The 25,705-nt window shown below is 61.9% G+C and carries 20 protein-coding genes and 1 tRNA gene; 7 read left to right on the forward strand and 14 right to left on the reverse strand.

Translation table 11 applies throughout. The features are described 5' to 3' along the window. Positions 1 to 39 precede the first annotated feature (39 nt). On the reverse strand, positions 40 to 1,071 hold the full coding sequence (queG, locus tag AC2FNA_RS06490; RefSeq protein WP_496825215.1) for a tRNA epoxyqueuosine(34) reductase QueG: 1,032 nt from the start codon (positions 1,069 to 1,071) through the stop codon (positions 40 to 42). Positions 1,072 to 1,143: 72 nt separating this feature from the next. Continuing rightward, complete coding sequence (fzlA, locus tag AC2FNA_RS06495; protein WP_496825216.1) at positions 1,144 to 1,809, reverse strand: FtsZ-binding protein FzlA; 666 nt, start codon at positions 1,807 to 1,809, stop codon at positions 1,144 to 1,146. A gap of 183 nt (positions 1,810 to 1,992) precedes the next feature. Here fzlA and AC2FNA_RS06500 point away from each other — a divergent pair, with 183 nt between their 5' ends. Continuing rightward, a complete protein-coding gene (locus AC2FNA_RS06500; RefSeq protein WP_496825217.1) occupies positions 1,993 to 2,466 on the forward strand; it encodes a GNAT family N-acetyltransferase in 474 nt (157 codons plus the stop codon). 12 nt (positions 2,467 to 2,478) lie between these two features. Here the strand turns inward: AC2FNA_RS06500 and mtgA are convergent, their stop codons facing one another. The 5 genes from mtgA to AC2FNA_RS06525 all read right to left on the reverse strand — a co-directional run bounded on the left by mtgA (position 2,479) and on the right by AC2FNA_RS06525 (position 10,879). Next, positions 2,479 to 3,207 carry a monofunctional biosynthetic peptidoglycan transglycosylase gene (mtgA, locus tag AC2FNA_RS06505; protein WP_496825218.1) on the reverse strand — a complete coding sequence of 243 codons (729 nt, stop codon included), beginning with the start codon at positions 3,205 to 3,207 and terminating at the stop codon, positions 2,479 to 2,481. 53 nt (positions 3,208 to 3,260) lie between these two features. Beyond that, on the reverse strand, positions 3,261 to 4,205 hold the full coding sequence (locus tag AC2FNA_RS06510) for a Hint domain-containing protein (protein ID WP_496825219.1): 945 nt from the start codon (positions 4,203 to 4,205) through the stop codon (positions 3,261 to 3,263). A 219-nt stretch (positions 4,206 to 4,424) separates the two neighbouring features. Continuing rightward, positions 4,425 to 8,957, reverse strand: coding sequence for a glutamate synthase large subunit (gene gltB / locus AC2FNA_RS06515; protein ID WP_496825220.1), 4,533 nt, complete (start codon positions 8,955 to 8,957; stop codon positions 4,425 to 4,427). Continuing rightward, a complete protein-coding gene (locus AC2FNA_RS06520; RefSeq protein WP_496825221.1) occupies positions 8,954 to 9,391 on the reverse strand; it encodes a GFA family protein in 438 nt (145 codons plus the stop codon). Before AC2FNA_RS06520 ends, gltB begins: the two co-directional genes overlap by 4 nt. Before the next feature lie 54 nt (positions 9,392 to 9,445). Continuing rightward, entirely contained in the window at positions 9,446 to 10,879 is a 1,434-nt protein-coding gene (locus AC2FNA_RS06525; RefSeq protein ID WP_496825222.1) for an NAD(P)-dependent oxidoreductase, read from the reverse strand. A 231-nt stretch (positions 10,880 to 11,110) separates the two neighbouring features. On the opposite strand from AC2FNA_RS06525, the gene AC2FNA_RS06530 reads away from it, so the two are divergent. Beyond that, complete coding sequence (locus AC2FNA_RS06530) at positions 11,111 to 11,914, forward strand: undecaprenyl-diphosphate phosphatase (RefSeq protein WP_496825223.1); 804 nt, start codon at positions 11,111 to 11,113, stop codon at positions 11,912 to 11,914. Here AC2FNA_RS06530 and AC2FNA_RS06535 read toward each other — a convergent pair whose 3' ends face one another. After that, the gene (locus tag AC2FNA_RS06535) at positions 11,915 to 12,898 is read right to left on the reverse strand and encodes a complex I NDUFA9 subunit family protein (protein WP_496825224.1); all 984 of its coding nucleotides are present in this window, start codon (positions 12,896 to 12,898) and stop codon (positions 11,915 to 11,917) included. 203 nt (positions 12,899 to 13,101) lie between these two features. Here AC2FNA_RS06535 and AC2FNA_RS06540 point away from each other — a divergent pair. Together AC2FNA_RS06540 and AC2FNA_RS06545 are read left to right on the forward strand one after the other, a co-directional pair. Continuing rightward, a tRNA-Leu gene (locus AC2FNA_RS06540) sits at positions 13,102 to 13,188 on the forward strand. Positions 13,189 to 13,388: 200 nt separating this feature from the next. Further along, the gene (locus AC2FNA_RS06545; RefSeq protein WP_496825225.1) at positions 13,389 to 15,806 is read left to right on the forward strand and encodes a GcvT family protein; all 2,418 of its coding nucleotides are present in this window, start codon (positions 13,389 to 13,391) and stop codon (positions 15,804 to 15,806) included. Here the strand turns inward: AC2FNA_RS06545 and AC2FNA_RS06550 are convergent. Further along, the gene (locus AC2FNA_RS06550) at positions 15,803 to 16,696 is read right to left on the reverse strand and encodes a LysR substrate-binding domain-containing protein (protein ID WP_496825226.1); all 894 of its coding nucleotides are present in this window, start codon (positions 16,694 to 16,696) and stop codon (positions 15,803 to 15,805) included. The genes AC2FNA_RS06545 and AC2FNA_RS06550 overlap by 4 nt on opposite strands. Positions 16,697 to 16,946: 250 nt before the next feature. Here AC2FNA_RS06550 and AC2FNA_RS06555 point away from each other — a divergent pair, with 250 nt between their 5' ends. After that, positions 16,947 to 18,329: an MmgE/PrpD family protein gene (locus AC2FNA_RS06555; protein WP_496825227.1), complete on the forward strand. Its 1,383-nt coding sequence runs from the start codon at positions 16,947 to 16,949 to the stop codon at positions 18,327 to 18,329. Between the two features lie 370 nt (positions 18,330 to 18,699). Here the strand turns inward: AC2FNA_RS06555 and AC2FNA_RS06560 are convergent, their stop codons facing one another. From AC2FNA_RS06560 to AC2FNA_RS06580, 5 genes are all read right to left on the reverse strand, one after another. Beyond that, positions 18,700 to 20,940: a hypothetical protein gene (locus AC2FNA_RS06560; protein ID WP_496825228.1), complete on the reverse strand. Its 2,241-nt coding sequence runs from the start codon at positions 20,938 to 20,940 to the stop codon at positions 18,700 to 18,702. After that, entirely contained in the window at positions 20,940 to 21,809 is an 870-nt protein-coding gene (gene motA / locus AC2FNA_RS06565) for a flagellar motor stator protein MotA (protein WP_496825229.1), read from the reverse strand. Before motA ends, AC2FNA_RS06560 begins: the two co-directional genes overlap by 1 nt. 63 nt (positions 21,810 to 21,872) lie before the next feature. Beyond that, positions 21,873 to 22,463, reverse strand: coding sequence for a MotE family protein (locus AC2FNA_RS06570; RefSeq protein WP_496825230.1), 591 nt, complete (start codon positions 22,461 to 22,463; stop codon positions 21,873 to 21,875). Next, entirely contained in the window at positions 22,460 to 22,876 is a 417-nt protein-coding gene (locus AC2FNA_RS06575; protein ID WP_496825231.1) for a hypothetical protein, read from the reverse strand. The genes AC2FNA_RS06570 and AC2FNA_RS06575 overlap by 4 nt, the downstream gene beginning before the upstream one ends. A 9-nt stretch (positions 22,877 to 22,885) precedes the next feature. Continuing rightward, on the reverse strand, positions 22,886 to 23,392 hold the full coding sequence (locus AC2FNA_RS06580) for a flagellar basal body-associated FliL family protein (protein ID WP_496825232.1): 507 nt from the start codon (positions 23,390 to 23,392) through the stop codon (positions 22,886 to 22,888). A gap of 118 nt (positions 23,393 to 23,510) precedes the next feature. Here AC2FNA_RS06580 and fliF point away from each other — a divergent pair, with 118 nt between their 5' ends. After that, on the forward strand, positions 23,511 to 25,115 hold the full coding sequence (fliF, locus tag AC2FNA_RS06585) for a flagellar basal-body MS-ring/collar protein FliF (RefSeq protein WP_496825233.1): 1,605 nt from the start codon (positions 23,511 to 23,513) through the stop codon (positions 25,113 to 25,115). Beyond that, positions 25,115 to 25,705 carry an ABC transporter ATP-binding protein gene (locus AC2FNA_RS06590; RefSeq protein WP_496825234.1) on the forward strand — a complete coding sequence of 197 codons (591 nt, stop codon included), beginning with the start codon at positions 25,115 to 25,117 and terminating at the stop codon, positions 25,703 to 25,705. The genes fliF and AC2FNA_RS06590 overlap by 1 nt, the downstream gene beginning before the upstream one ends.

The raw sequence follows: 25,705 nt of genomic DNA on the forward strand, positions 1-25,705 counted from the left end.
TACCGCTTTGCAGCGACATGTCCCGCCTGTTTGCGGCGCTCAGGCCAGCCGCGCCGCCGCCCAGCGCGCCGCGTCCGCCACCGCCGGGTCGGGATCACTGGTCAAACGCTGCGCAACTGGGCGCAGAGCCGGCAGACCGGAATTGCCGATGGCATAAAGCACGTTGCGCACGAACCGGTCGCGTCCGATCCGCTTGATGGGCGATCCCGAGAACATCGCCCGGAACCCGGTATCGTCCAGCCGCGCCAGATCGGCCAGGGCGGGCGCCTCCAGTTCGGGTCGCCCGGCATAGCGCAGGTCGCTGGCGGCCACGGCGAACTTGTTCCACGGACAGGCGGCAAGACAGTCGTCGCAGCCATAGATGCGATTGCCCAGCTTGCTGCGCAACTCTTCGTCCACCGGTCCCTTGTGCTCGATGGTCAGATAGGAAATGCAGCGTCGTGCATCCAGCAGATAGGGCGCCGGAAACGCATCCGTGGGGCAAGCTGTCAGGCAGGCGGTGCAGGAGCCGCAATTGTCGCGCCCGGTCTCATCCACCGGCAAATCGAGCGTGGTGAAAACAGAGCCTAAAAAGGCCCAATTGCCCCAATCACGACTGACCAGGTTAGTATGCTTGCCCTGCCAGCCCAGCCCCGCCGCCTGTCCCAGCGCCTTTTCCGGCACCGGGGCGGTATCGACGAACACCTTGACCTCGCCACCGCCCGCTTCGATCAGCCAGCGTGCGAGCCGCTTCAGCCGCTTCTTGACCAGATCGTGGTAGTCCTTACCCCGCGCATAAACCGATATCGCGGCGCGGTCAGTCTGGCCTATCACCTCCATCGGATCAGTCTCAGGAGTATAGCTTTCGGCGAGCATGATGACCGAACGCGCTTCGGGCCAGAGCGCCGCCGGGTCGCCGCGCCATGACATCCGTTCGGCCATCCAGCCCATCTGCCCGTGGTACCCCGCCCCGACAAAGGCGGCCAGCCGCTCCGGCACGTCCGGCACATCCCAGGGACGGCAGATGCGACAGGCCACGAACCCTTCTTCCAGGGCCCGCGCGACCAACCTGTCTTTCAACTCCCCGCTCATGCTTCTTTCTGGTCCAAAATACTCCGGGGGAGTCGCGCCTTGGCGCGACGGGGGCAGCGCCCCCAAACCGGGTCAGAAATCGAGATCCGTATAATGCGGCGGTGGACGGAAACCGGGGATCTGGTCCGCCAGGATCGACCGGAACGAGGGCCGCGACTTTATCTTGGCGTACCAGTCCTTGACCACCTGGCTGCGGTTCCAGTCCACATCCGAGATGTAATCGAGCGACGACAGATGCGCGGCGGCGGCAAAATCGGCCAGCGTCATCTGATCACCTGCCAGCCAGCGGCGGTGATCCAGCAGCCAGGCCATGTAGTCGAGGTGATACTTGATCGCCTTGGCCCCGGCCTTGACATTGCGGCTGTCGGGATAGCCCTGCCCGGTCACCTTCTTGTTGACCCTTTCATAGAGCAGGTTCGCGGTCACCTCGTTATGAAACTTGTCGTCGAACCAGCTGACCAACCGGCGCACCTCGTACCGTCCGTCAACATCCTTGGGCATCAGCGGCGGTTCGGGGCGGGTTTCTTCGATATACTCGCAAATGGCCCCGCTTTCCGCCAGCATCTTGCCGTCCAGCTTGATCACCGGCACCTTGCCTGCCGGGTTGCGGCGCAAAAAATCCGGGTCGCCTTCCCAATAGCGCTCCTCGACCAGTTCAACCTCGATCTTCTTTTCGGCCAGCAACAGGCGGACCTTTCGGCAGAACGGGGACAGGGGGACGTGAAACAGGCGCGCCATGGGGATCCGGATCAAATGAGGTCTTGCCCGTCAGCAATAGCCCCGGCAGCGGTGCAAGTGCAAGTTCCCCCGGACAAAACACCGGCGCTCGGGCGGGTGGGAGACACGCATTCGTGACGCTGGGCGGATTGACGCCGACCAGGGCGCGGCGGCAGATAGCGCAACCTAGCCACAGGCCATCCGATGCCCGCACCCCTCACCTTTGCCCGTCTGACGCAGGTCGACCCGAACCTGATCACCGCCCATATGCGCGACCCGCGTCTGGCCATTCATATGCCGTTGATGCCCGACAATTGGAGCGACGCACAGACCGTCTCTTTCGTCCAGGCCAAAGAGGACTGTTGGGACCGGGACGGGCTGGGCCATTGGGCGTTTCTGCATCAGGGCCGATATGTGGGCTGGGGTGGCTTTCAGCGCGAAGGAGGGGAATGGGATTTCGGCCTAGTCCTTTGCCCCGCGCATTTCGGGCTGGGCCTGCCCATCGCGCGCAATGCGCTCGACTTTGCCCATGCCGATCCGCGCATTCCCTTCGTCACCTTTCTGCTACCGCCTTCGCGCCGGCATCTGGGTGCGCTGCGCCGCCTTGGCGCGCGCTCAATGGGCGAAGTCGATCATGCCGGGCACCGGTTTCTGAAGTTCCGCCTCGACACCGCGTGACGCAAACGCGCCCTATTCGAAACAGTCCGCCCGTCCGTCGGCCGCGATGGTTGCCGCACCATCCATGATCGCCGCCGCGCGCTTGCGCAGCCGGGGCGAAGGGTCCGATGCTGAACGCTCGCGCGGGTTGGGCAGAACAGCGGCAATCCGCGCCGCCTGCTGTGCCGACAGTTTGTCAGGGGTTACGCCGAAATAGCGCTCGGCAGCCGCCGCCACGCCGAAAACCCCCGCGTCCATCTCGGCCACGTTCAGATAGACCTCGACAATGCGGCGCTTGGACCAGGTCAATTCCACCAGCGGCGTGATCGCGGTTTCCAGCGCCTTGCGGATCCAACTGCGCCCCTGCCACAGAAACACGTTTTTCACCACCTGTTGCGACAGGGTCGAGGCGCCACGACCCGACCCTTCGCCAATGGCCGCACGGATCGCATTGACGTCGAAGCCCCAATGCAGACAAAAGTTGGCGTCCTCAGCCGCCACCACAGACCGCGCCATCACCGGCGCAATCTGCTCTAGCGGCACCCAGTCGCGTTCCACCTTGCCCAGACGGCGATACTCGGACCAGATCGTGTGGGTAATCGGCGGATTGATCACCGAAAAGAGCAACACCAACGCCATCAGCAGCGCAAACCCGGCCAGGAACACGCGGCCAACCCAGCGCAGCGCCCATTTCAAGGGCTTTGTCTCGCTCTTGGCCTTACGGGCCTTTTTCTTTCTCGAATTCGCAGTCCGCTTGGCCATGACCGCCTTTTAGCGCAGTTCCGTGTCGATCTGAACGCACAAAGCCATCTTGCTCATGCCGCCGACAAGAAAAGTGCCTCCGAGGACTTGGCCACCCGTCGGGCGGTCTGCCACCCCTGACCTTCGGGGACCGACAGATCCCGGAACAGGGACGTTTCGGCGTTTTCCTCGGCTGAGCCCATCGTGTCTTCGAAAGCGCCCGGAAAATAGCTCTCGGTGGGGATGCCCTCGGAGAACACGATCTCGTGCCGGGCCAGCAACAGGTGATAATATGTGACCTTGTGGCGCGGGACGATGCGAATCGTGCTGTCATTGACCAGCAGACGCGCCGGGACGAACACCTCGCTGTCGCCGCAGGCCAGTTCTGCCCGCCAGCCGGTGATCAGCATCCTGTGTTGCTGACTGACATAGAGATCACGGTAATTGCCCAGCACTCCGGCCTTGAACAGAACTGGTGCCAGGGCCCCGTCACCGCGAACGGTTGCCTTTGCCAATTGCAGCAGCGGCTGAAAGCCGCTGTCCACCGTCCTCACCAGATCGCCGGGGCGCAGGGTCTCAACCGGAATCGGGCCACTTTCGATCTCGATCAACGTCCCGGCCGCAAAACACGCAAACCCAGGAAACCAGTTGGGCGAGGTTGTATCCAGCGTGCCGATGGTCAGTTGCGTATTGCCGTTCTGCAGGTCGGGTACGTCATCGAAATCGGCATTCATGTCCATGGCCACGGTCATGAAGTTGCCGTCGCCCAGATCGATCCGGATGAACGAGGCTCGCTGACCGGGATCGCCGCGAACGTCTCCGACCCCAAGATATTGATAGGTCAACAGTGTCGTTCCGCCGTCAAAAGACACGTATTCCCCCGATAGCGGATCATTCAACAGCGTGTCGACGTCGACAAAGGTCAAAACGCTTGTCGAGTTGTTCACGATGTTGATTGTACCGTCATTAACGAACGGATCACCGTTCACGTTCTGTGCGATCAACGTGATATTCGCCATTTTCACCCTGCCCGTTTTTCCGGGTCTGTTCACCACGCGCCAAAGCGCGGGCCTGCCTCGCAGATCAGAATAAGGTGAAAATAAGGCGGAAATGTGTCCTGACACCCAAAGTGTTAACACCGACATACGGCACCGACGAAAACGACCGGGCTGCGCCGACAGCCCGGTCGAAGGTCTTTGTTGCAGCAGGCCGTCTGTCAGACGCCCGTGCCATGCTGGTCATTCGGCAGGCATTGCCAACGACTCGTGGCTGAGCGGATGAGGCAGCTTGTTCAGCATCTCCTTGGGGCAAACCTGAAGGAAGTTACCCTTCTCGCTGTCCCAATGTTGTAGAATATGGGCCGCCTTCGCGCTGCGGGTTTCTTCTGCGTGACGCTCGATCAGCGCTTTCAGTTGCGCCTCCCAATGGGCCACGGTCACCGGACAAGTCACCAGCGTTTCCATGTTCATCAGAAGCTGGGCCTGCCCTTCGGGGTCATAGAGATAGGCCATGCCCCCGGTCATCCCGGCGCCAAAGTTGGCACCAATGCCGCCCAGGATCACCGCGACACCGCCGGTCATGTATTCGCAGCCATTGGTTCCGCAGCCCTCGATCACCACCTTGGCGCCCGAGTTGCGCACGGCAAACCGCTCGCCCGCACGACCAGCCGCGAACAGGTGACCATCGGTTGCGCCATACAGAACGGTGTTGCCGATGATCGTGTTCTCATCCGCCTTGAGCGGGCTGATCTGCGGCTGGCGCACCACGATGGTGCCGCCCGACAGTCCCTTGCCGACATAGTCGTTTGCATCGCCGGAGACCTCGATCTTGAGGCCCGGCGCCGCGAAGGCACCCAGCGACTGGCCCGCCGAGCCGCGAAGTTTGACATGCAGGTGGTCGGGTTGCAGATCATTGCGCATACCGAACCGCTTGACGATATGGCTCGACACGCGGGTGCCGACTGTCCGGTGCGTGTTCTGCACCGAATAGCTCAGCTGCATCTTCTCGCCATCCTCCAGGAACCGCGCGGCATCGCGCACGATCTCTGCATCCAACGTGTCGGGCACCACATTGCGCGGCTTGGCCCGGTCATAGACGATGTTCTGTGCACCATCGACAGTGATCAGCAGCGGGTTCAGGTCCAGATCGTCCAGATGTGCCGACCCACGCGAGACCTGCGCCAGCAGGTCGGCACGCCCGATCACCTCATCAAGGCTCCGCGCCCCGATCGAAGCGAGGATTTCGCGCACTTCCTGGGCATAGAAGGTGATCAGGTTCACCACCTTGTCGGCATTGCCGGTGAACTTGGCGCGCAAGGATTCGTCCTGGGTGCAGACGCCGACCGGACAGGTGTTCGACTGGCACTGACGCACCATGATACAGCCCATCGCGATCAGCGCGGCGGTGCCGATACCGTATTCCTCTGCCCCCATCATCGCGGCCATGACGATGTCGCGCCCGGTGCGCAGACCGCCATCGGTACGCAGCGTGATCCGGTCGCGCAGGTTGTTCATCGACAGAACCTGATGCGCCTCGGTCAGGCCCATCTCCCACGGCAGGCCCGCGAACTTGATCGAGGTCGCCGGCGATGCACCGGTGCCGCCGTTGCCACCCGAGATCAGGATGATATCGGCTTTGGCCTTGGCCACGCCGGCGGCGATGGTGCCAACCCCGGACGAAGCCACCAGCTTGACCGTTACCTTGGCGCGCGGGTTGATCTGTTTCAGGTCATAGATCAGCTGCGCCAGATCCTCGATCGAATAGATATCGTGGTGCGGCGGCGGCGAAATCAGCGTCACGCCCTTGGTGGAATGGCGCAGCCGCGCGATTAGGTCAGTGACCTTCATGCCGGGCAGCTGACCGCCCTCGCCGGGCTTGGCGCCCTGCGCCACCTTGATCTCCAGCTCCTCGCAATGGTTGAGGTATTCAGCGGTCACGCCGAACCGACCCGAGGCTACCTGCTTGATCTTGGCGGACGGGTTGTCACCGTTGGACTCGGGCACGAAATGCGCCGGATCCTCGCCGCCCTCGCCGCTGTCGGACTTGGCGCCGATCCGGTTCATCGCCACGTTCAGCGTCTTGTGCGCCTCCGGGCTGAGCGCGCCCAGCGACATGCCCGGCGTCACGAACCGCTTGCGGATCGAGGTGATGCTTTCCACCTCTTCGATCGGCACCGGCTTGCCCAGCGGCTTGATGTCCAACAGGTCACGCAGGTGGATCGGCGGATTGCTCTGCATCTTGGCCGAATACTGCTTCCACAGCTCGTATGAGGCGCGGTTGCAGGCCATCTGCATCATGTGCATCGAGGTTGCTTCCCAGGCATGGGTCTCGCCCGATTTACGCGCCTTGTAGAACCCGCCGATGGGCAGCACATCCAGCCCGCTGTCCCACCCCTTGGCATGGATCTCCTCGGCCTTGGTCTGGATACCCTTGATACCGATGCCCGAGATACGGCTGGTCATGCCGGGGAAATACTCGGCCACCATGGCGCGGCTCAGGCCCACGGCCTCGAAGTTCAGGCCACCACGATAGGACGACACGACCGAGATACCCATCTTGGCCATAATCTTGAGCAGGCCCTGGTCAATCGCCTCGCGATAGCGGGCCATGTTTTCGGTCAGACTGCCATCCAGCAAACCGCGATTGATGCGGTCTGCAATCGAATCCTCGGCCAGATAGGCGTTGACCACGGTCGCACCGCAACCGATCAGCACCGCAAAATAATGCGGGTCGATACATTCCGCCGAACGCACATTGAGCGAGCAGAAGGTCCTGAGACCCTTGCGCGTCAGGTGGCTGTGCACCGCGCTGGTGGCCAGGATCATCGGCATCGCCACCTTGCCCGGACCGGAATACTGGTCGGTCAACAGCAGGTGCCCGGCGCCGGAACTGACGGCCTCTTCGGCCTCGGAACGGATGCGCGCCAGCGCATCGCCCAGCCCGCCCGAGCCTTGGGCAAAGCTACAGTCGATCTCGACCAGCGGCGCGTTGAAGTTCTTCTTCAGCGTCTCCCACTGGGCGTTGCCGACAAAGGGGCTCTCGGCCACGATGATCTCGGTCTGGCTGCTATCCTCGTCCAGCACGTTCTTGAGGTTGCCGAACCGCGTCTTCAGGCTCATCACCCGGTATTCGCGCAGGCTGTCGATGGGCGGGTTGGTCACCTGGCTGAAGTTCTGCCGGAAGAAATGGCTCAGCGGACGATACTGTTTCGACAGCACCGCGGCGGGCGTGTCATCGCCCATCGAGGCGAGCGCCTCCTTGCCGTCCTCGGCCATGGGCGCGAGGATCTGCTCCAGTTCCTCGATGGTGTAACCGGCCGCGATCTGCCGCTTGCGCAGCTCCTCGCCGCTGAACAGCGGCTTCTCCTCGACGTCGCCAAGCTGGTCTTCGAGATTGTTGATCTTGCCGACCCAATCACCAAACGGGCGCGAGCCCGCCAGTTTGTCCTTGAGTTCGCGGTCGTGGTAGAGCTTGCCCTTGGCCATGTCGACGGCGATCATCTGGCCCGGACCCAGAGCGCCCTTTTCGACAACGGTTGCCTCGTCGGTGGGCACCATGCCTGCCTCGGACCCTGCGATCAGCAGGCCATCACCGGTCACCACATAGCGCATCGGGCGCAGGCCATTGCGGTCGAGACCGCCACAGACCCAGCGGCCATCGGTCATCGCCAGCGCGGCGGGACCGTCCCAGGGTTCGATCACCGAGTTGCAGTAGGAATACATGTCGACCCAGGCCTGCGGCAGTTCGACCGCCTGTTTCGACCAGCTTTCGGGCACCAGCATGGTCTTGGCCATGGGCGCGTTGCGCCCGGCGCGCACCAGCACCTCGAACACCGCGTCCAGCGCCGCCGAATCCGACGACCCGCCCGGCACGATGGGTTTGATATCCTCGGCCTTTTCACCGAAATAGGACGAGGCCATGCGGATCTCGTGGCTCTTCATCCAGTTCAGGTTGCCCTTGAGCGTGTTGATCTCGCCGTTATGGGCCAGCATGCGGAACGGCTGTGCCAGCCACCACTGCGGAAAGGTGTTGGTGGAATAGCGCTGGTGATAGATGGCAAAGGCGGATTCGAACCGCTCGTCCATCAGGTCGGGATAGAACACCGCCACCTGTTCGGCCAGCATCATGCCCTTGTAGATGATCGACCGGCAGCTGAGCGACGCCAGATAGAGCCCGGCAATACCCGCAGCCTGCGCCGCCTTCTCGATGCGGCGGCGGATGACATAAAGCTCGCGCTCAAAGGTCTCCTCGTCCACGCCCTTGGAGTTCGAAATCAGGATCTGTTCGATCTCGGGCCGGGTTGCGTTGGCCTTTTCCCCCAGGCAAGTCACATCGACGGGCACGTGGCGCCAGCCATAGATGAAATAGCCCATCCGCAGGATCTCGGTCTCGACGATGGTCCGGCAGCGTTCCTGCGCGCCGAAATCCGTGCGCGGCAGAAACACCTGGCCCACGGCCACCAGCTCGTTCATGCGCGGCTCGTGGCCAGTGCGCCGGATCTGGTCGTAAAAGAACGGAACCGGGATCTGTACATGAATGCCGGCGCCATCGCCGGTCTTGCCATCGGCGTCAACCGCGCCACGGTGCCAGACCGCCTTGAGCGCGTCGATCCCGGCCTCGACCACCTTGCGGCTGCGCTTGCCGTTCACCGAGACGACCAAACCCACTCCGCAGGAGGAACGCTCCTCCTCTTCGGAATAAAGCCCGTTCTCGGCCATCCACTTGCGCTTGGCTTCTTCGGCCCGCACCCAATCGGCATCGTACTTGGTCATTGGCTGTCTCCTAGATCAGAGGGGGCATACATGGCTTCGACCTCGGCTTGGGTCATCTGCCGGCGCTCGCCTGCGAATGCATAACCCTCGGGCTTCTTGTCGATGTAAAGTTCCAGTTTTAGGGCGTTGCCGCCCGCATTTTCAAACAGACCAGCCGCCATCTGCGTCTGGCCATGCATCTTTCCGGGAAGGGTGATCCGGTACCACAGCGCCGACCCGCAGGTGCCGCAAAAGGCGCGCTCGGCCCAGTCGGACGAGCTATAGACCTTGACCGGGCCAAGCGCCGCATAGCCCGGTTCGACCGGAAAGCTAACATAGGCGCTGCTGGTCCAGCGGCGGCACATGTCACAGTGGCAGGCGCCCAGCGCGGCGCGTGCCGGGGTGGCGGTGATGGTCACCGCGCCGCACATGCATTCTCCGTGAAGTTCCGTCATCGCGGGCCTCGCCAGGTGTCGTGAATGGGTCGCTTCGTTTGTTGCCGTGATACCTTATTCAGCCGCCATGGCGGTCTTGGCGCCAAAGCCTTCGAGGATCGCCTCGGCACAGTCGCGTCCATCACGGATCGCCCAGACCACCAGGCTGGCACCACGCACGATGTCGCCCACCGCATAGATGCCCTCCATCTCGGTGGCGCCGGTGCGGAACGCGGCCTTGACGGTGCCCCAGCGGGTGACCGGCAGGTCGGGCTGGCCAAACAGGGTGGGCAGGTCCTCGGGCTCGAACCCAAGCGCCTTGATCACCAGATCGGCCTCTTCGACATAATCGGCGCCCTCGATCACCTCGGGCGACTGGCGACCGCTGGCATCGGGCTGGCCCAGGCGCATCTTCTGCACCATCACGCCGGTGACCTTGTCATCGCCAGTGAACCCCTTGGGTGCCGACAGCCATTCAAATACCACGCCTTCCTCTTCGGCGTTCTGGGTCTCGCGCTGGCTGCCCGGCATGTTGGCCCGGTCCCGACGGTAGAGGCATTTGACACTGACAGCACCCTGACGGATCGCGGTGCGCACACAGTCCATCGCCGTGTCGCCCCCACCGATCACCACCACCCGCTTGCCATCCGCGTTCAGACGGCCATTGTCGAAATCGGCAACTTCGACCCCAAAGCTCTTGCGGTTCGAGGCCGCCAGATAGTCGATCGCCTTTTCGATGCCGCCCAGGCCGCTGCCCGGCAGCGACAGATCGCGCGACTTGTAGACGCCGGTCGCGATGATCACCGCATCATGGGCGGCACGGATCTCGGCGAACTTGGCCGCGTCCACGTCACAGTTCAACTCGAACCGAACCCCGCCATCGGCCAGCAACCGGTTGCGGCGCTCGACGATGTCCTTTTCCAGTTTGAAGCCCGGGATGCCGTACATCAGCAGGCCCCCGGCCCGGTCGTACCGGTCATAAACCGTTACCTGCACACCGGCCTGACGCAGCATGTCGGCTGCGGCCAGCCCACCGGGGCCCGCCCCGATGATGCCCACGCTCTCGCTGCGCTCCGCCACCGGCGAGGCGGGCTTGACCCAGCCCATATCCCAGGCGGTATCGGTGATGTATTTCTCGACCGCACCGATGGTCACGGTGCCGTGGCCCGACTGCTCGATCACGCAATTGCCTTCGCACAGACGGTCCTGCGGGCAGATGCGGCCACAGATCTCGGGAAAGGTATTGGTGGCCTGGCTGGTCTGGTACGCCTCTTCCAGACGCCCCATCGCGGTCAGGCGCAGCCAGTCGGGGATGTTGTTGTGCAGCGGGCAATGCGACTGGCAATAGGGCACGCCGCACTGGCTGCACCGGCTGGCTTGCTCGGCGGCCTTGGCAGCGGCGTATTCGGCATAGATCTCGTGAAAGTCCTCCTTGCGTGCATCGGCTGCACGCTTTTCCGGCATGTCACGTTCGATCTGCACAAATTTGAGCATCGGTTGCTTGGCCACGGGTCGGACTCCACGTTTTCGCTATTCGGCGTTTTCGTATCCTAGCCTTAACGGAAATAAAAGTCACTTCTACTGACCTATTTTTATTTTTTTTGCCTGCCGCCGACACTCAATCGACAAAAACAGTGAATTTTATGTATCAATCCGGACCTAAATGCGAACTTTCCTTTTTCACGCTGAGAGATATACCCGTCAACGCCAACCGGATCTCACGGAAATCACCGAACACCCATGTCCCTGTTTCACTTGATTCTGGTCGCTCTCATCCAGGGCATTACCGAGTTTCTGCCGGTCTCCTCATCGGGTCACCTGATTCTGCTGCCGCAACTCTCGGGCATGCAGGATCAGGGACAGACCATCGACGTTGCAGTTCACGTCGGCACGCTCTGTGCCGTGGTCCTCTATTTCTGGGCTGATGTGCGCGACGGCCTCTCGGGCCTGCCACGCGCCCTGACCGGCAGGACCGACACACCGGGTGCAAGGCTGGCCATGGGGTTGATCATTGCCACCATTCCCACCGTGATCGCGGGCGCGCTGCTGCACTTCACCGGACTCAGCGACGCCTTGCGCTCGGTCGCCGTGATCGGCTGGACGATGCTGGGCTTCGGGCTCGTACTGTGGTGGGCGGATCGCACCGGCCCGCAACAGAAACACACGGCCGACTGGGGTATCCGCGACGCGCTGGTCATGGGGCTCTGGCAGGTTCTGGCGCTGATTCCCGGCACCTCACGCTCGGGCATCACCATCACCGGCGCGCGGCGGCTGGGCTATGCGCGCGGCGACGCCGCCCGAATCTCGATGCTGATGTCGATCCCCACCATCATCGCCTCGGGGGTGCTCTTGGGGGCCGAGGTGGCGGTGACCGCCGATGCCCAAACGGCGCGCGACGGCGCCATCGCCGCCGTGTTCGCGTTTGTCTCGGCCCTGCTCGCGCTCAGCCTGATGATGAGACTGCTGCGCAGCGTCAGCTTTACGCCCTATGTTATCTACCGCGTGGCGCTGGGGCTGGTGTTGCTGGCGATCGCTTATTCCTGATCAGGCGCGCAGGTTCCGGGCCGAGGCCTGAATCTCGTCATACTGGCCATTGGGGCGGAATTTCCACAGATAGGTCGGCAGGATCGTATCCATCGGCTCGGGCGTGATACCCAGATCGGCAAAGCCCTTGGCACCTTCGCTCACCACATTGTTGCGGCGCAGGTTCTTCAGCTGGTCGCGGGTAAGGATACTGTTCGGGAACAGCTGGAAGCTGACGAACTTGGCCACATCCAGCACCCCGGCCATGATCCGTGCGGCAAAGAAGGGCAGGCCCAGAATGATCCGCTTGCGATGGATGACACCCAGCATCCGCTGCATCAACGCGCGGAAGGTTTCGACATCCGGCCCGCCCAGCTCGTAGACACCGCCGGGCGCCTCGCCCAGCACGCCCTTGACCGCGGCACGCGCCACGTCATCCACATAGACCGGCTGGAATCGGGTATCGGCTCCGACCACGGGCAGGAACGGCCCGAACCGGGTCATGCCGGCAAAGCGGTTGAAGAACTGATCTTCGGATCCGAAGATCACCGAAGGCCGCAGGATCATCGCATCGGGCATATGGCGCAATACGCCCGCCTCGCCCAGCGCCTTGGTGCGGGAATAATCGCTGTCGCTGTCCGCATCGGCACCGATGGCCGAGACATGCACCATGCGGTCCACACCCTGTTCGGCGGCGATCCGCGCGATACGCTCGGCACCTTCGGCCTGCACCGCGTCAAAGCTGTTGCGCCCCAGCTCGTTCAGGACGCCGACACAGTTTACCACCGCATCGGCACCGCGCATCGCCTGCGCGACCGAATTGTCGTTGCGCAGGTTGCACAAGACCGGCTCCACCTGGCCCACTGCGCCATAGGGTTTGACATGCATCGCCTCGTTCGGGCGCCGCACCGCCACGCGAACGCGCCAGCCCTCCTTTGCCATGCGCCGCGCGATATAGCGGCCCACGAATCCCGATCCGCCGTAAATCGTGACCAGTTTGGACATCAGAGTGGCTCCTGCTGACTTGGCTGTTGCTCCGATCTACCGCTCCAAGGCGCGCCAAACAAGGCGCAATAGTGCCGCGCAACCGGAGTCTACCCCGGTTTCAGCATTAGGCCGCAGGGGGCGGTTCAAAAAACTTTTGCAAATCCGAAAAAATCCGGTTGACGCTCCTCGCGGCTAGGCTTAAACGCCCCCTCACGACACCTGCCCAGGTGGCGGAATTGGTAGACGCGCTGGCTTCAGGTGCCAGTGACCGCAAGGTCGTGGAGGTTCGAGTCCTCTCCTGGGCACCATATATTCCCTGAAAAAATCGTTTTGGTTCAACTCCCTGCAAAGGGCCGATAACCCTGCGCCATAGCAGCGCCTGGCGCTTTGGGCGACCACTGTCTGAGCAAGCAAAACGAAAACCGGTCCCTGCACATCAAAAAATTGGCGGGTGGTGCGCGTCGCCTCCGGCTAGGGTTTCTGCACTGGCAGAACGGAGATCCACCCCATGAAAACCCATGCCCAGGCCGTCGTGATTGGCGGCGGTCTTGTTGGTTGCTCGATCCTTTATCACCTGGCCAAGCTGGGCTGGCGCGATGTCGTGTTGCTGGAGCGGGACGAGCTGACCAGCGGATCGACCTGGCATGCGGCCGCGAATATCCACGGGCTGCACGACAACAACAACATTACCCGTATCCAGCATTACACGATGAACCTGTACAAGGAGCTGGAGAAGGAGACCGGGCAGGGCTGCGGCGTGTTCCAGGCGGGCTCGCTCTATCTGGCGCAGACCGAGGCGCGGGAACATCAGCTTCGGCTGCAAGAGGCCAAGGCGCGGTATTACGGGCTGAATTTCTACGAGATCGACAAGGACCGTGCCAAGGAACTGCACCCGCTGGCGCAGTTCGACGATATCCGCTGTATCATGTACGAACCCGATGGCGGCAACGTGGACCCCTCGGGCGTGACCTATGCCTATGCCGCCGGAGCCCGCGCCATGGGCGCCACGATCGAGCGGTTCTGCCCGGTGATCGGCACCGAACCCCAGCCCGATGGCAGCTGGATCGTGCGCACCGAGAAGGGCGACATTCACACGCAATGGGTGGTCAACGCGGCGGGCCTGTGGGGGCGCGAGGTGGCGGCGCTGGCGGGGATCACCCTGCCGCTGCAACCGACCGAGCATCAGTATTTCGTGACCGAGGCCATCCCCGAGGTGGCGGCACTGGGCCGCCGCCTGCCCTCGATCGCGGATCGGGACGGCGAATACTACTTCCGGCAGGAGGGCAACGGGCTGCTGATCGGCGCCTATGAAAAGGATATGAAGTTCTGGGCCGAAAACGGCACGCCGCTGGATTTTGCCCATGACCTGTTCCCCGACGATCTGGACCGGATCATGGAAAACGTCATCCGCGCCACCGAGCGGGTTCCGGTGGCGGCAACGGCGGGGGTCAAGCGGGTGATCAACGGGCCGATGATCTGGTCGCCGGATTCGAGCGCCCTGTGGGGACCGGTGCCGGAACTGCGCAACTATTTCGTCTGCGGCGGCATCATTCCGGGCTTTTCGCAATCGGGGGGTCTGGGCCTGTTGGCGGCGCAATGGATGATCGAGGGCGAGCCGCAATACGACATGTTCGCCTGGGACCTGGCGCGGTTCGGCGACTGGGCCGACAAGAAATTCACCAAGGCGCGGGTGCAGGACCAGTATACCCATCGCTTTGCCATCCATTTCCCCAACGAGGAACGCAGCGCCGGGCGACCGGCGCGGGTGCGTCCGGCATACGAGATGCAAAAGGAGATGGGCGCGGTGTTCGGCATGAACTGCGGCTGGGAGCATCCGCTGTGGTTCGCCGACCGCCCCGGTGTGACCGAGACCGTGGGCTTTACCCGCCAGAACTGGTGGGAGCCGGTGGGCCGCGAGGTGCGGATGCTGCGCGAGCAGGTGGGCGTGATCGACATCTCGAACTTTGCCAATTACGAGATCAAGGGGCCGGGCGCGCGCGAGTGGCTGGACCGGCTGGTGGCGAACCGGGTGCCCACTGTCGTGGGCAGATCCTGTCTGACGCCTTTGATCGGCGTGCGGGGCGGGATCGCGGGCGATTTCACCATCACCATGACGAGCGAGGATACCTATATGATGGTGGGCTCGGGCATGGCCGAACGCTATCACCAGCGGTTCTTCAACATGGTGGACTTGCCCGAGGGCACCACATGCGAGGTCGCGACCAACCGCATCGCGGGCTATAACGTGGCCGGGCCCAAGGCGCGCGACATGTTGCAGCGGCTGACCAATGCCGATCTGTCGAACGAGGGCTTCCCCTTCATGCGCTCGGCCACGATCGAGGTGGCGGGCGTGACCTGCCTGGCGATCCGGGTCAGTTTCACAGGCGATCTGGGTTGGGAGCTGCATTGCGCCGAGGCGGATCAGGTGAGGCTTTGCACCGCGCTGATTGCAGCCGCGCGTGAGATCGGTGGCGGGCCGGTGGGCAGCCGGGCGCTCGGGTCCTTGCGGATCGAGAAGGGCTATGGCTCGTGGGGTCGGGAATACAGCCCTGAATACTGGCCGCAGGAAGTGGGATTGGAGCGGCTGATCAAGGCGGACAAAGCGTTTCTGAACAAAGAGGCCTGGCTGAAGATCAGGGACAACCCGGTACGCGAGGTGCTGTCGGTCTTCGAGATCGAGGCCGCGCATGGGGCGGACGCCAGCGGCGGCGAGCCGATCTTTACCCCCGACGGGAAGCCCGTGGGGAGGGTGACCTCGGGCGCCTACGGCTATTCGGTAGGCAAATCTTTGGCCATTGGCTATGCCAACCCGGCATTGGCGAAACCGGGCGACGCGCTGGAGGTGTTCCTGTTGGGCAAGCCGCACAAGGCGGTGCTGCTGGCCGAACCGCCGTTCGATCCGGCGGGGGCGCGGTTGCGGGGTTAGCCCCTCTCGCCGACCTTGGCCGCCGCCTCCAGCAACCAGGACCGGAACAGCCGCACCGATGGCGCGGGTGTGCGCGCCTTGAACCTAGCGCAATAGACCCAAGGGTTGGCGATCTCTGTCGTAAAGGGTTCTATCAGCGCACCCCTCTCCAGATACGGGGCCACCAGAACGCGTGGTAACACCGCGCAACCGGCCCCCTGTGCGGCCAGTTCCGCGGCCAGGGTCGAGACATCCGTTTTTGACCCTCTTGCCGTGTCAAAGCCCTGAAACCCGAAGTACTGCGCGACAAGGTCCCAATAGACCGGGCGCCCCATCACTTCGATCCGCCGTGCGTTGACCAACTGTGCCGGGTCCTGCAACGGCACGGAATCGACCGCGAAGCCCGGCGCGCAGACCAGCGCCAGTGTCTCGGACCATAGCTGTACCGCGCCATCGGGGATATCATCCACATGATGAATGGTGATCGAGATATCCGAAACCTCGGCCTCGACATCCGCCCAGACTGTGCCGTGAACGGTGACCTGAACCTCGGGATACTGCGTCTGAAACGCACCCAACACTCCGGCAAGCCAAAGGGCAGCAAGGCTGGTGGGGCAGGACACCACAACCTCGCGCCGGTGCCGCTGTGACAGCAGGGCCTCGGTGGCGATATCGATCTCTTGCAGGGCGCGACGCACCGAGGGCAGATAGGCCTCACCCAACTCGGTCAGCGCAAGCGTCCGGGGCAAACGCACAAAGAGCGGCCGGCCAAGGAATTCCTCAAGCGAGCGGACATGATTGCTGACCGCCGACTGGGTGCAATTCAGCTCTTCCGAGGCGGCGGTAAAACTCAGATATCGCGCGGCGGCCTCGAACGAGCGCAGATATGTCAGATGCGGCAAATGTCTCATGGCGCCGATCTAACGCCAGAGCGGGGGCTGCGAGCAAGCGGGACCTGACGCGTTGCGGGTCGCAATCGCACATCGCACATCGCACATCGCACATCGCACATCGCACATCGCACATCGCACATCGCACATCGCACATCAAAATCTAGGGGCAAGAAAATCTAGGGGCAAGGCGTCGATCTTTTCGCGAGTAGCGGCCTGGGACGCGGGTTAGCCTTGTCTTGCGTAGGCCCGGAAGGGCAGAGGAGGTCCCATGAACACGCACCTGACCGACCAGCAAGGCAGCCTGTCCAATACACTCGAACGCATTGCCGCATTCACGCTCGACTCCTGGGCCGAGGATTTTCCCATCCCGGTGCGCGAGGCCGCCGCACTGATGATGCTCGACACGCTCGGCGTCATCGCTGCTGCCAGCCCGCTGGACGCAGGCGTGATCGCGCGGGACGCCGCAACCCTGCTTTATGGCACCGCCGATCCCGATCACCGGGCCCGGATGATGTTCGACGGGCGTCCGGTCAGCCTGGCGGGGGCGGCTTATGCCGCCGCCACCCAGACCGACAACCTCGATGCACATGACGGCTATAACCCGACCAAGGGTCATATTGGTGTCGTGGTGATCCCGACATTGGCGGCATTGGCGCAGCATCTGCCCAACCTCTCGGGCCCCGAAGCTCTGGCCGCCGTGACGATCGGTTACGAAGTGGCAGGGCGCGCTGGCATTACGCTGCATGCCACCGTCAGCGATTATCACACTTCGGGCGCCTGGAACTGCCTTGGTGTCGCCGCCATGGCAGCCCGCCTGCGCGGGCAAGACCGCGAGACTCTGCGTCAGGCCCTTGGAATCGCCGAATACCACGGCCCGCGTAGCCAGATGATGCGCGAGATCGCGACACCGACGATGCTGCATGACGGTTCGGGTTGGGGTGCGATGGTCGGACTGTCCGCCGCAATCCTTGCCGAGCAGGGCTTTACCGGTGCACCAGCCATCACTGTCGAGGCCGAAGAAGCAGCCCCCTATTGGACTGACCTCGGCCGGTTCTGGCAGATGCAGCACCAATATGTGAAACCCTACCCCATCTGTCGCTGGGCGCATGCGGCTATCGACGGGGTGCGCAAGCTGATGCTGGACCACGGGCTGTCACACTCCGATATCGCACGGGTCCATGTGAACAGTTTTCATCAGGCGGCCTGCCTCTATCAGGGGCTCCCTCCGACCACTGCCATTGCGCAATATGCTCTGCCCTTCCCGGTTGCAATCCAGATCGCTTATGGGCGCATCGGCGTTGAACATGTCTCGGGGTCTGGTCTGGCCGATCCACTGGTACGCGATATCATGCAAAGGATCACCGTATCCGAGGACCCGCGCCACAGCAGCCGCTTTCCGGCTGGTCGATGGGCCGATGTCGCGATCACAACCACGGATGGGCGTGTTCTGGAATCGGGCGACATCAACGCGCGGGGCGGCCCCGAAATGCCGCTGTCCCGCGCCGATTTGATCGACAAATTCATGGAATACGCCGCGCCTGGCCTTGGCGACGCTCGCGCGTCGGCTGTACGAGATGCCACACTCGGGCTGATCGAACCAGACAGCCGGTTTGCCGATGTGCTGACTCATCTACTCGCCCCTGTCGGCTGATCTCTGAAACCGGAGGCGCACCGTGTCCGAAGGGCCGACAAAAAAGGTTCTCTTCGACCCGCTGCTCCGAACGATCCAGATCAGGCAGACCCAATGGCGATGATACTCTTGGCGACGGGCGGCATCTTTGACCACCTCAGCGTCGATCAACGGAACCGAGTTCAGACCATTCAGATTTGGCAGAATACCAGTCAGCCAGGACCAGGACGACCAACCATGACAGGTGCCTGTTTCAATCTTCTCCCTCACCCTTTCCGGGATGTCCGGCAAACAAGTTTAACCTATGAACCGTTTGCCCCCAGATCAGAACAGCAATCAAATCGCCCATCGCCCTGATGTCTCTCGATGTGCGCACAGTGGTTTCGTCGAGTCACTGCAAGCGGCCCAGCAAGGTCTCGATCTGGTCCCTGACCTGAGCGCTACCCTCGACAAGACTGCGCGCGGCTGCGAGGGGTGTTTCATCACGTAGGTCCGGATTTCTGAGCAATGCCTGGCCCAGCAGATGAATCTCACCGAAGCGGGTCTCTTCAGCCCCGGACAAGGGTGACTCCGCCCCCGCAAGCCAGACATATCGGCTTGCTGCATCGAGATCGCCTGCCCGCACCAGTGCTTCAGCCGCCTGCTCCAAAGCGCCTGACGCGCGCATCGCCTCGGCACGCAAACGCTCGGCTTCGACCCCGCTGACGGATTCGAGTTCCAACAACGCGCGATGTGGGCGCCCGGCTCCCAATGTGGCTCGCGCGATGATCTCCGCGCGGGCCTCGCGGCTCTTTCTGTCCTGAGGCCGATCCGCAAAACGCAAGGCGTCTTCGAAGAAACCCAGTTCATTCAGGCGCAGGGCAGCGGCATTTGCGGTTCCCGTTCGCAAAGCAAGAAAAGGGTCGCCGCCCAGCATGGCGACGTGACGCAAGAAGGTGATGTCGTCGGCATGTGTCGTAATCCGTTGCAGGATACGATCCATCGTGTCCTGCCATACCGCTTCCTCACGCTCCTGTCCGGGCGTCAGCAGAACCGCCATCGCCGCATCGAATTGCGCCGCAAGCCCGAGCGCGATCACATATGCGGTCTGCAATTGCGGGCCGATCTCGGAGGTTCGGTATTCCCGCCGAAAGGAGTCCGCCAGTAGCAACTCCTTCTGGGTGACGGACCCTCCCTCGGACCATCGTTTCTCGATCAATGCAATCATCGCTCGTGGTGCGTGGGTCGAGGCCGAAGCATCCTCGATCACCTCGGTCAGTTTCTGCTCCTCGATCGCCGGATTGCTCTGCAACCCTGCGATCTTTGCTTCGACAACCGCGACCGAAGGTTTGTCTGCCTCGTCACCTCGCTCGACCGCGCGTACCAGATGCCGGGCGGCGTCCACGAAACCTGCCTCGGCAAGGTATTCGCCCAGAACAGGCCCCAGATACGCCCTCAGATGCGCAGGAAGGCGTCCATAACTGCGTAAAACCGCATTGGTATCGGTGTTTTCTGGTGCACGCCGTTCGCTCAAAACCGACCAGAGCGACGCAGCAGTGTCACACCCTTGAAGGCCGGCGAGCGGGTTCGGTTGCGGGGCGGCCCGTCCATCAATCGCGGCGGCAAGTGCCGCAAGAAGCTTATGGTCCGAAGAAGAGGTGGGCAGCAAGCCCAGACTGGCCCTGGCCTCGTCTCCAAATCCGAAATGGATGTAGAGTCGGACAAGCGACAAGGCAACTTGAGCATCGATCTTGTCGAACTCACCAAAGAGCCTCTCTCTCAAGCTGGCAAATTGTGTCGCGAAAGGAGTCTCATCCGCCCAGTCTTCGACAACCAGACGCCTCTCTGCGATGCACCGTTGAACGGCCGGTTGAATAGTGGGGACTTCTTGCGAGACCCGCAAATCGCGATCCACGACTGTAGTGACACGCAAGTTCGGCAAGCCCAGGCCCGATGCCAAGGTTTCCGCCAACTCGGCCTGTGCTTTCGCGCTCGCTTCGTCCACCCCGTTTACCTCCGGCGGGTTAAGTGTCAGCACCTCTTGATCGACGCCGCGCATGATCCGGGAATAGAGCCTGTTTTCAACGGTCCGCCCCCCCAATCCCGATGGAATGAATGACGGCGCCAGCTGCTGCGCGACCGAACTTCGAAGAACACCGCTTGATTTGGGCAACTGAGCGGCGTCTTCCCCTCTATCCTCGACCAGTCGATCCTTAACGAGTTGCTCTTCCTCTTTCGCCGACTGACTTGGCTCGCGGCCCATTCGCAATGGCAGCACGACCTTCTGTTTACTGACGGGCCGATCCCGAATGTCGACGACAAGCAATGTGCCCGATTGAACAAAAGCCCGCGCTTCGCAATCACATGCAAACGAGAGCTCAAGCGGGGCACCGATTTGCGATTGGCGCAGTTCATTCAGACGTTTGCGTGGCACACGATCGAAAACTGTGTCGAAAGAGAATTTCAACTCGGGCAATTCGACGGTCAATTTCGCCAATCTGTCATCGTTTTCCAGCTTCCATCCAGTCTTTTCTGGAATGCGTAGAACCAACCGCGTGAAATCTCCATGCTCTCCTGAACGCACATCGATCTCGGCTGCATGAACCGGCATGACCGCAACAAGAAACAGCAGAGCCGACAACACCCTTGCCATCAGGCCACGTCCTGTTTGAGATCTTTCAACGCCTGTTCCAGATCGGAGAACCCCGGGCGTATATGAGACGGCGTGTTCTGCCGCCCGACCTCGATACACATGGCCGCGTTGTGATTGTGCAGGTTGGCGACAAGTACCTCCTTGATCAGCAGGTAGAAGTGATTGTCCTCCTCAACGACCGCCTTGACCTTGGCGGCAAAGGGGCCAACGAGACCATAGGCGAGAAACACCCCGAGAAACGTCCCGACCAGCGCGCCACCGATCAGCCGCCCCAAGACCTCGGGGGGCTGGTCGATCGAACCCATGGTCTTGATCACGCCCAACACGGCCGCGACGATGCCCAAAGCCGGCAGTCCGTCCGCGACGGTCTGGAGTGCGTGACTGGAATGCATCGCGTGATGAAGGTTAGCCTCCATCCGTTTTTCCAGAACTTCCTCAACCTGATGCGGATCGTCATAGTTCATCGACGCCGATCTCATCGTGTCGCAGATCAGGTCAACGGCCTCGTGGTCGGCCTGGATGCGCGGGTATTTCGAGAACAATGGCGAGTTCGCCGGATCCTCGACATGTTGTTCGACTTCGACCGGATTCTGCCGCGCGATACGGATAAGCGAAAACAGCAGACAGAGCAGATCACGATAATCTTCGGGCTTCCACTTTGGCCCTTTGAATACCTTTCCGACGTCCTTGAGCGTGTGTTTCACACCGCCCATGTCGTTGGAAATGAGAAAGGCTCCCGTCGCCGCCCCTCCGATCATCATCATCTCGAAGGGGAGCGATTTGAGAATGATCGTCATTTTGCCGCCGGCAGCCAGATAGCCGCCAAAGACCATTGCAAAGATCACAACGATACCAAGAATGCCGATCATTTCCACGCTCCGCTCTGTCCGGTTGAGGCATGATTCAAGCAGGAGTTTCCTAATTTCCGGTTGTCATTCGGTCGGCACATTGGCATTTCGACCCGCCAGAACGACGCTGATCGTATAAGCCACCTTTGGGCTGAGGCCGGCCATGATATCCGCCGCCGCTTCGGGCCGCATACGGGCGAGGAACCCGGCAGCAAATGTGGCATCCATTTCTTCGAACAATGCTGCCGATTCCTTGGGCTTCATCTTTTCGTAGACTTCGGTCAGCCGGCTGAGATCGCTCTCGGCGGCAACACTTGCCGCAGCTACTGTTTCGCGCAGCGCCTCTTCTGCCTGGGTCAAGTCCGCCAACTTGCGGTTGATCGCAACCTCGGCGATTTCCAGCGCGCGCATCCGTTCCATTGCGGTCGACTCGCGCTGGTTTAGGTCAGCCTCCCTCTGTCGCAGCCTGGCAAGAAGGGCATGCAGATCCGCTTCGACCGGAGTGCTGCGCGATTGCGTACCCGCAACGTCCTGCATGGACTCCGCACCTCCCTCCCGCGCCAGCGCTGGTCCGGCCTCAAGCCCGATCCGGATAAGCGCGGAACCGATCATCAGGACCGAAATCAGCAACAAGGCGCCACCCCGTGTCGTGGTTCGGGATTTCTTTACCTTCATGACGCCGCCCCGTTTTTGCCTCGGTCATGGCGCATGAACATGACACCCGCAGGCGCTGGTTTCGCCTTCTCGGCAAGGGGTTGCTTGGGTTCCTGCCTTACAACTTCGGGAGGTGCTGCGACGGGAGAGGGCGCCACATCATGCATCGACGCCATCATCAACTCCAACCGATTCGCAACCGCTTCGGCACGCCCGGTCAGTTCTCCCAGCGCGGCGCCTGAACTGTCCGAGGCGTCGCGCGCTGCGGCCAGTGTTCTGTTCAGTTCGTCAACCTGAGACGACAGCACCGCAACCGCACCACCAACCCCTTTCTCCAGATCGTTGAAGCGTTTTAGTCGGCGACCAAGTACAAAGCAGTAAAGCCCGGCGCCCAGGGCGCCAGCGACCAGAAGAATATCCGCAATCAGTTCCAAGGCTCTCTCCTAGTTCAGCACGAATTCCATTACGAGAACGTCTTTGACCCGACCTTCGCCCGCGACGATGTTGATGCGGCGCTGCATGTGTCCCCGGAGGCGAGTCAGGGCCAACGGATCATTGAGGTCACCGATCTCGATGGCGCGCAAATACCCATTCAGCACGTCGACAATTCGCGGCCTGATTTTCTCGACATCAGCGCGGTATTGCTCGGGCACCTCAAGTTGGGCATGAAATCTCAAGTATCGTTGGTCACCCTCGCCCAGCAACGAAACCATGATCGGCTGCAAGTCGACATATGCCACATCGGGCAGGGCATCCGGCGCGACGGTCCCATGATCCGCGGTCGCCAAAGCATGGTCATCAGCCGGCTTTGTGCCCAGTGGAATCAGGCCGGAGATCGTCGCAAAATAGCCACCACCTGCCCCGACAAGAGCCAGAACGAGCCCAACGACCAGGCCCTTCTTGCCCGATTTCTTTTCCGGTTCGACCTCCTCGGCGGTTGCGTCCGTCATGCCGTCCTCGTGTTTGGTTCAGCCACCGTAATAGCCCGGCAGGAACTAACCGATTGTTAAGGCCAATCGGAGAAACAGAGAGTACGCCGCGCAGAAGGTCGGCGAGACGGAGGTAGACGTGCAGCAGATAAGAAATGTCTGGGCAAGTTTGGACAAGAAGCGACAGATCATCGTTATTGGCGCTGTCATCGCGGTGTTTCTGGGGGTTCTGGGTCTGACCAGAATGGCCGGGTCACCGAACATGCAATTGCTTTTTGCGGGGCTGGAGAGCGGTTCGGCTGGCGAAGTCGTTCGATCGCTTGAGCAGCAGGGCGTACCTTATGAGGTACGCGGCGGGTCGATCTATGTGCCTGCCGCTCGGCGTGATGAATTACGCCTGACGCTGGCGTCCGAGGGGCTGCCTGCCAACGGCGGACGCGGTTACGAACTGCTCGATTCGCTGAGCGGATTCGGTACCACATCCCAGATGTTCGATGCCGCTTACTGGCGCGCCAAGGAGGGCGAACTGGCCCGCACCATCGTGGCCAGCCCTCATGTGGCGCAGGCCCGCGTGCATATCGCCAACAGCTCGTCCAACCCGTTTCAGCGCAGCATCGAACCGACCGCCTCGGTTTCGCTCGTTCCCTCGGGTTTGGAGATCTCGCCCGCCCAGGCCAATGCGATTCGCTATCTGGTCGCTTCGGCGGTTTCGGGCATGGCTGCCGAGCGCGTTACAGTGATCGATTCCAATGGAAATGTGATAGGCACTCCCGAGGCCGCGACATCAAGCACCTCCGAAGACCGGGCCCAGCTTATGCGCGAACGGGTCTTGCGCCTGGTTGAGGCACGCGTTGGCCGCGGCAACGCGATTGTCGAGGTCAGTCTCGATACAGTGACCGAGACGGAATCGATCCGCGAGCGCCGTTTCGATCCCAATGGTCGTGTCGCGATCAGCACCGATGTCGAAGAAAGGTCTGATGCATCGAAGAATCAAGCCTCTGATGTCACCGTGGCCTCCAACCTGCCGGATGGTGACGGAGCGGTCGGAGATGAATCGAGCTCCAGCACCAGCGCAACCCGCGAACGGGTGAACTATGAGGTTTCGGAAACCGAAACGGAAATCCTGCGCACCCCCGGCGCCATCAAACGGCTGAGTGTAGCGGTTCTGGTCAATGGCCTGCCCGCAACCGAAGAGGACGGAGGCAACCGGTTCACCCCACGCCCTGAAGAAGAACTGAACGCGCTGCGCGAACTGGTCGAATCGGCTGTTGGATTTGATCAGGCCCGTGGTGACATTATCACCTTGAAGTCCATGGAGCTGCCGAACCTCGAGCCTCAGGGGACACTGGCCAGCAGTTCGATGCTGAAAGGTTTGGCTTTTGACATGATGTCGCTGATCCAGATGGCGACCCTGGCTTTGGTCACGATCGTTCTGGGGCTCTTCGTCGTACGGCCGATCCTGACCAGGCCCGCGGCTTCCCCGAACCTGCTGCAAGTGGCCCCGCCTCCGGGTGGTGGCACCCCGCAGGCCAGCATCCCGGCACTGACCGGCGAGATCGAGGACGGATCGCCCGGCACCGCCCAACTTCCGGGTACCGCTTCGCCGAAACGGGGCGCGGTTCCCGCACTCGCCAATGGCGGCGCAACACCGGTTGATCGTTTGCGTGCCATGATCGGTGACAAGCAGGAAGAAACCGTCGAGATCCTGCGCAGCTGGTTGGAAGAAAACGAGGAGAAAGCCTGATGACCATCGCGCATCTGCTAGAGGATTTCGAGATCAACCTCATGGACCCCAGCCGCGTCCGCCTGATGGACGAGGACACACTGGAAGAGGTCCGTCTCTCAGCTTTCGAGCAGGGCTATTCCGCCGGATGGGACGATGCGGTTTCGGCCCGGTCCGAACAACAAGGTCAATTGAACGCCACCCTCGCCCGCAACCTGGAAGATCTCTCCTTTACCTACCATGAGGCGCTAGGCCAGATGACCCAATCCCTCGAACCGATGTTCGAGAGCCTGATCGGCACGGTTCTGCCCGAAACGCTGGAACGGAGCTATACGCATCACATCGTCGAACAACTCAAATCCATGGCACGCGAGCAGGTTTCGCAACCGGCCCTGCTGATCGTTCCCGCCGGTGTCAGCTCTGCCCTCAAACCCATCCTTTCCCAAGAATTCTCCTTCCCCGTCCAACTGGTCGAGGAATCATCGCTTCCGGCTGGTCAAGCCTGTCTGCGCATTGGCACCGCCGAGCGGGACATCAATTGTTCGGCCCTGCTGAACTCCATCGGCGAAGCGATGGACTCCTTCCTGCACCAGGCCAAAGAGGTATCGTGA

It is taken from the genome of Ruegeria sp. YKSD163, assembly GCF_059612905.1.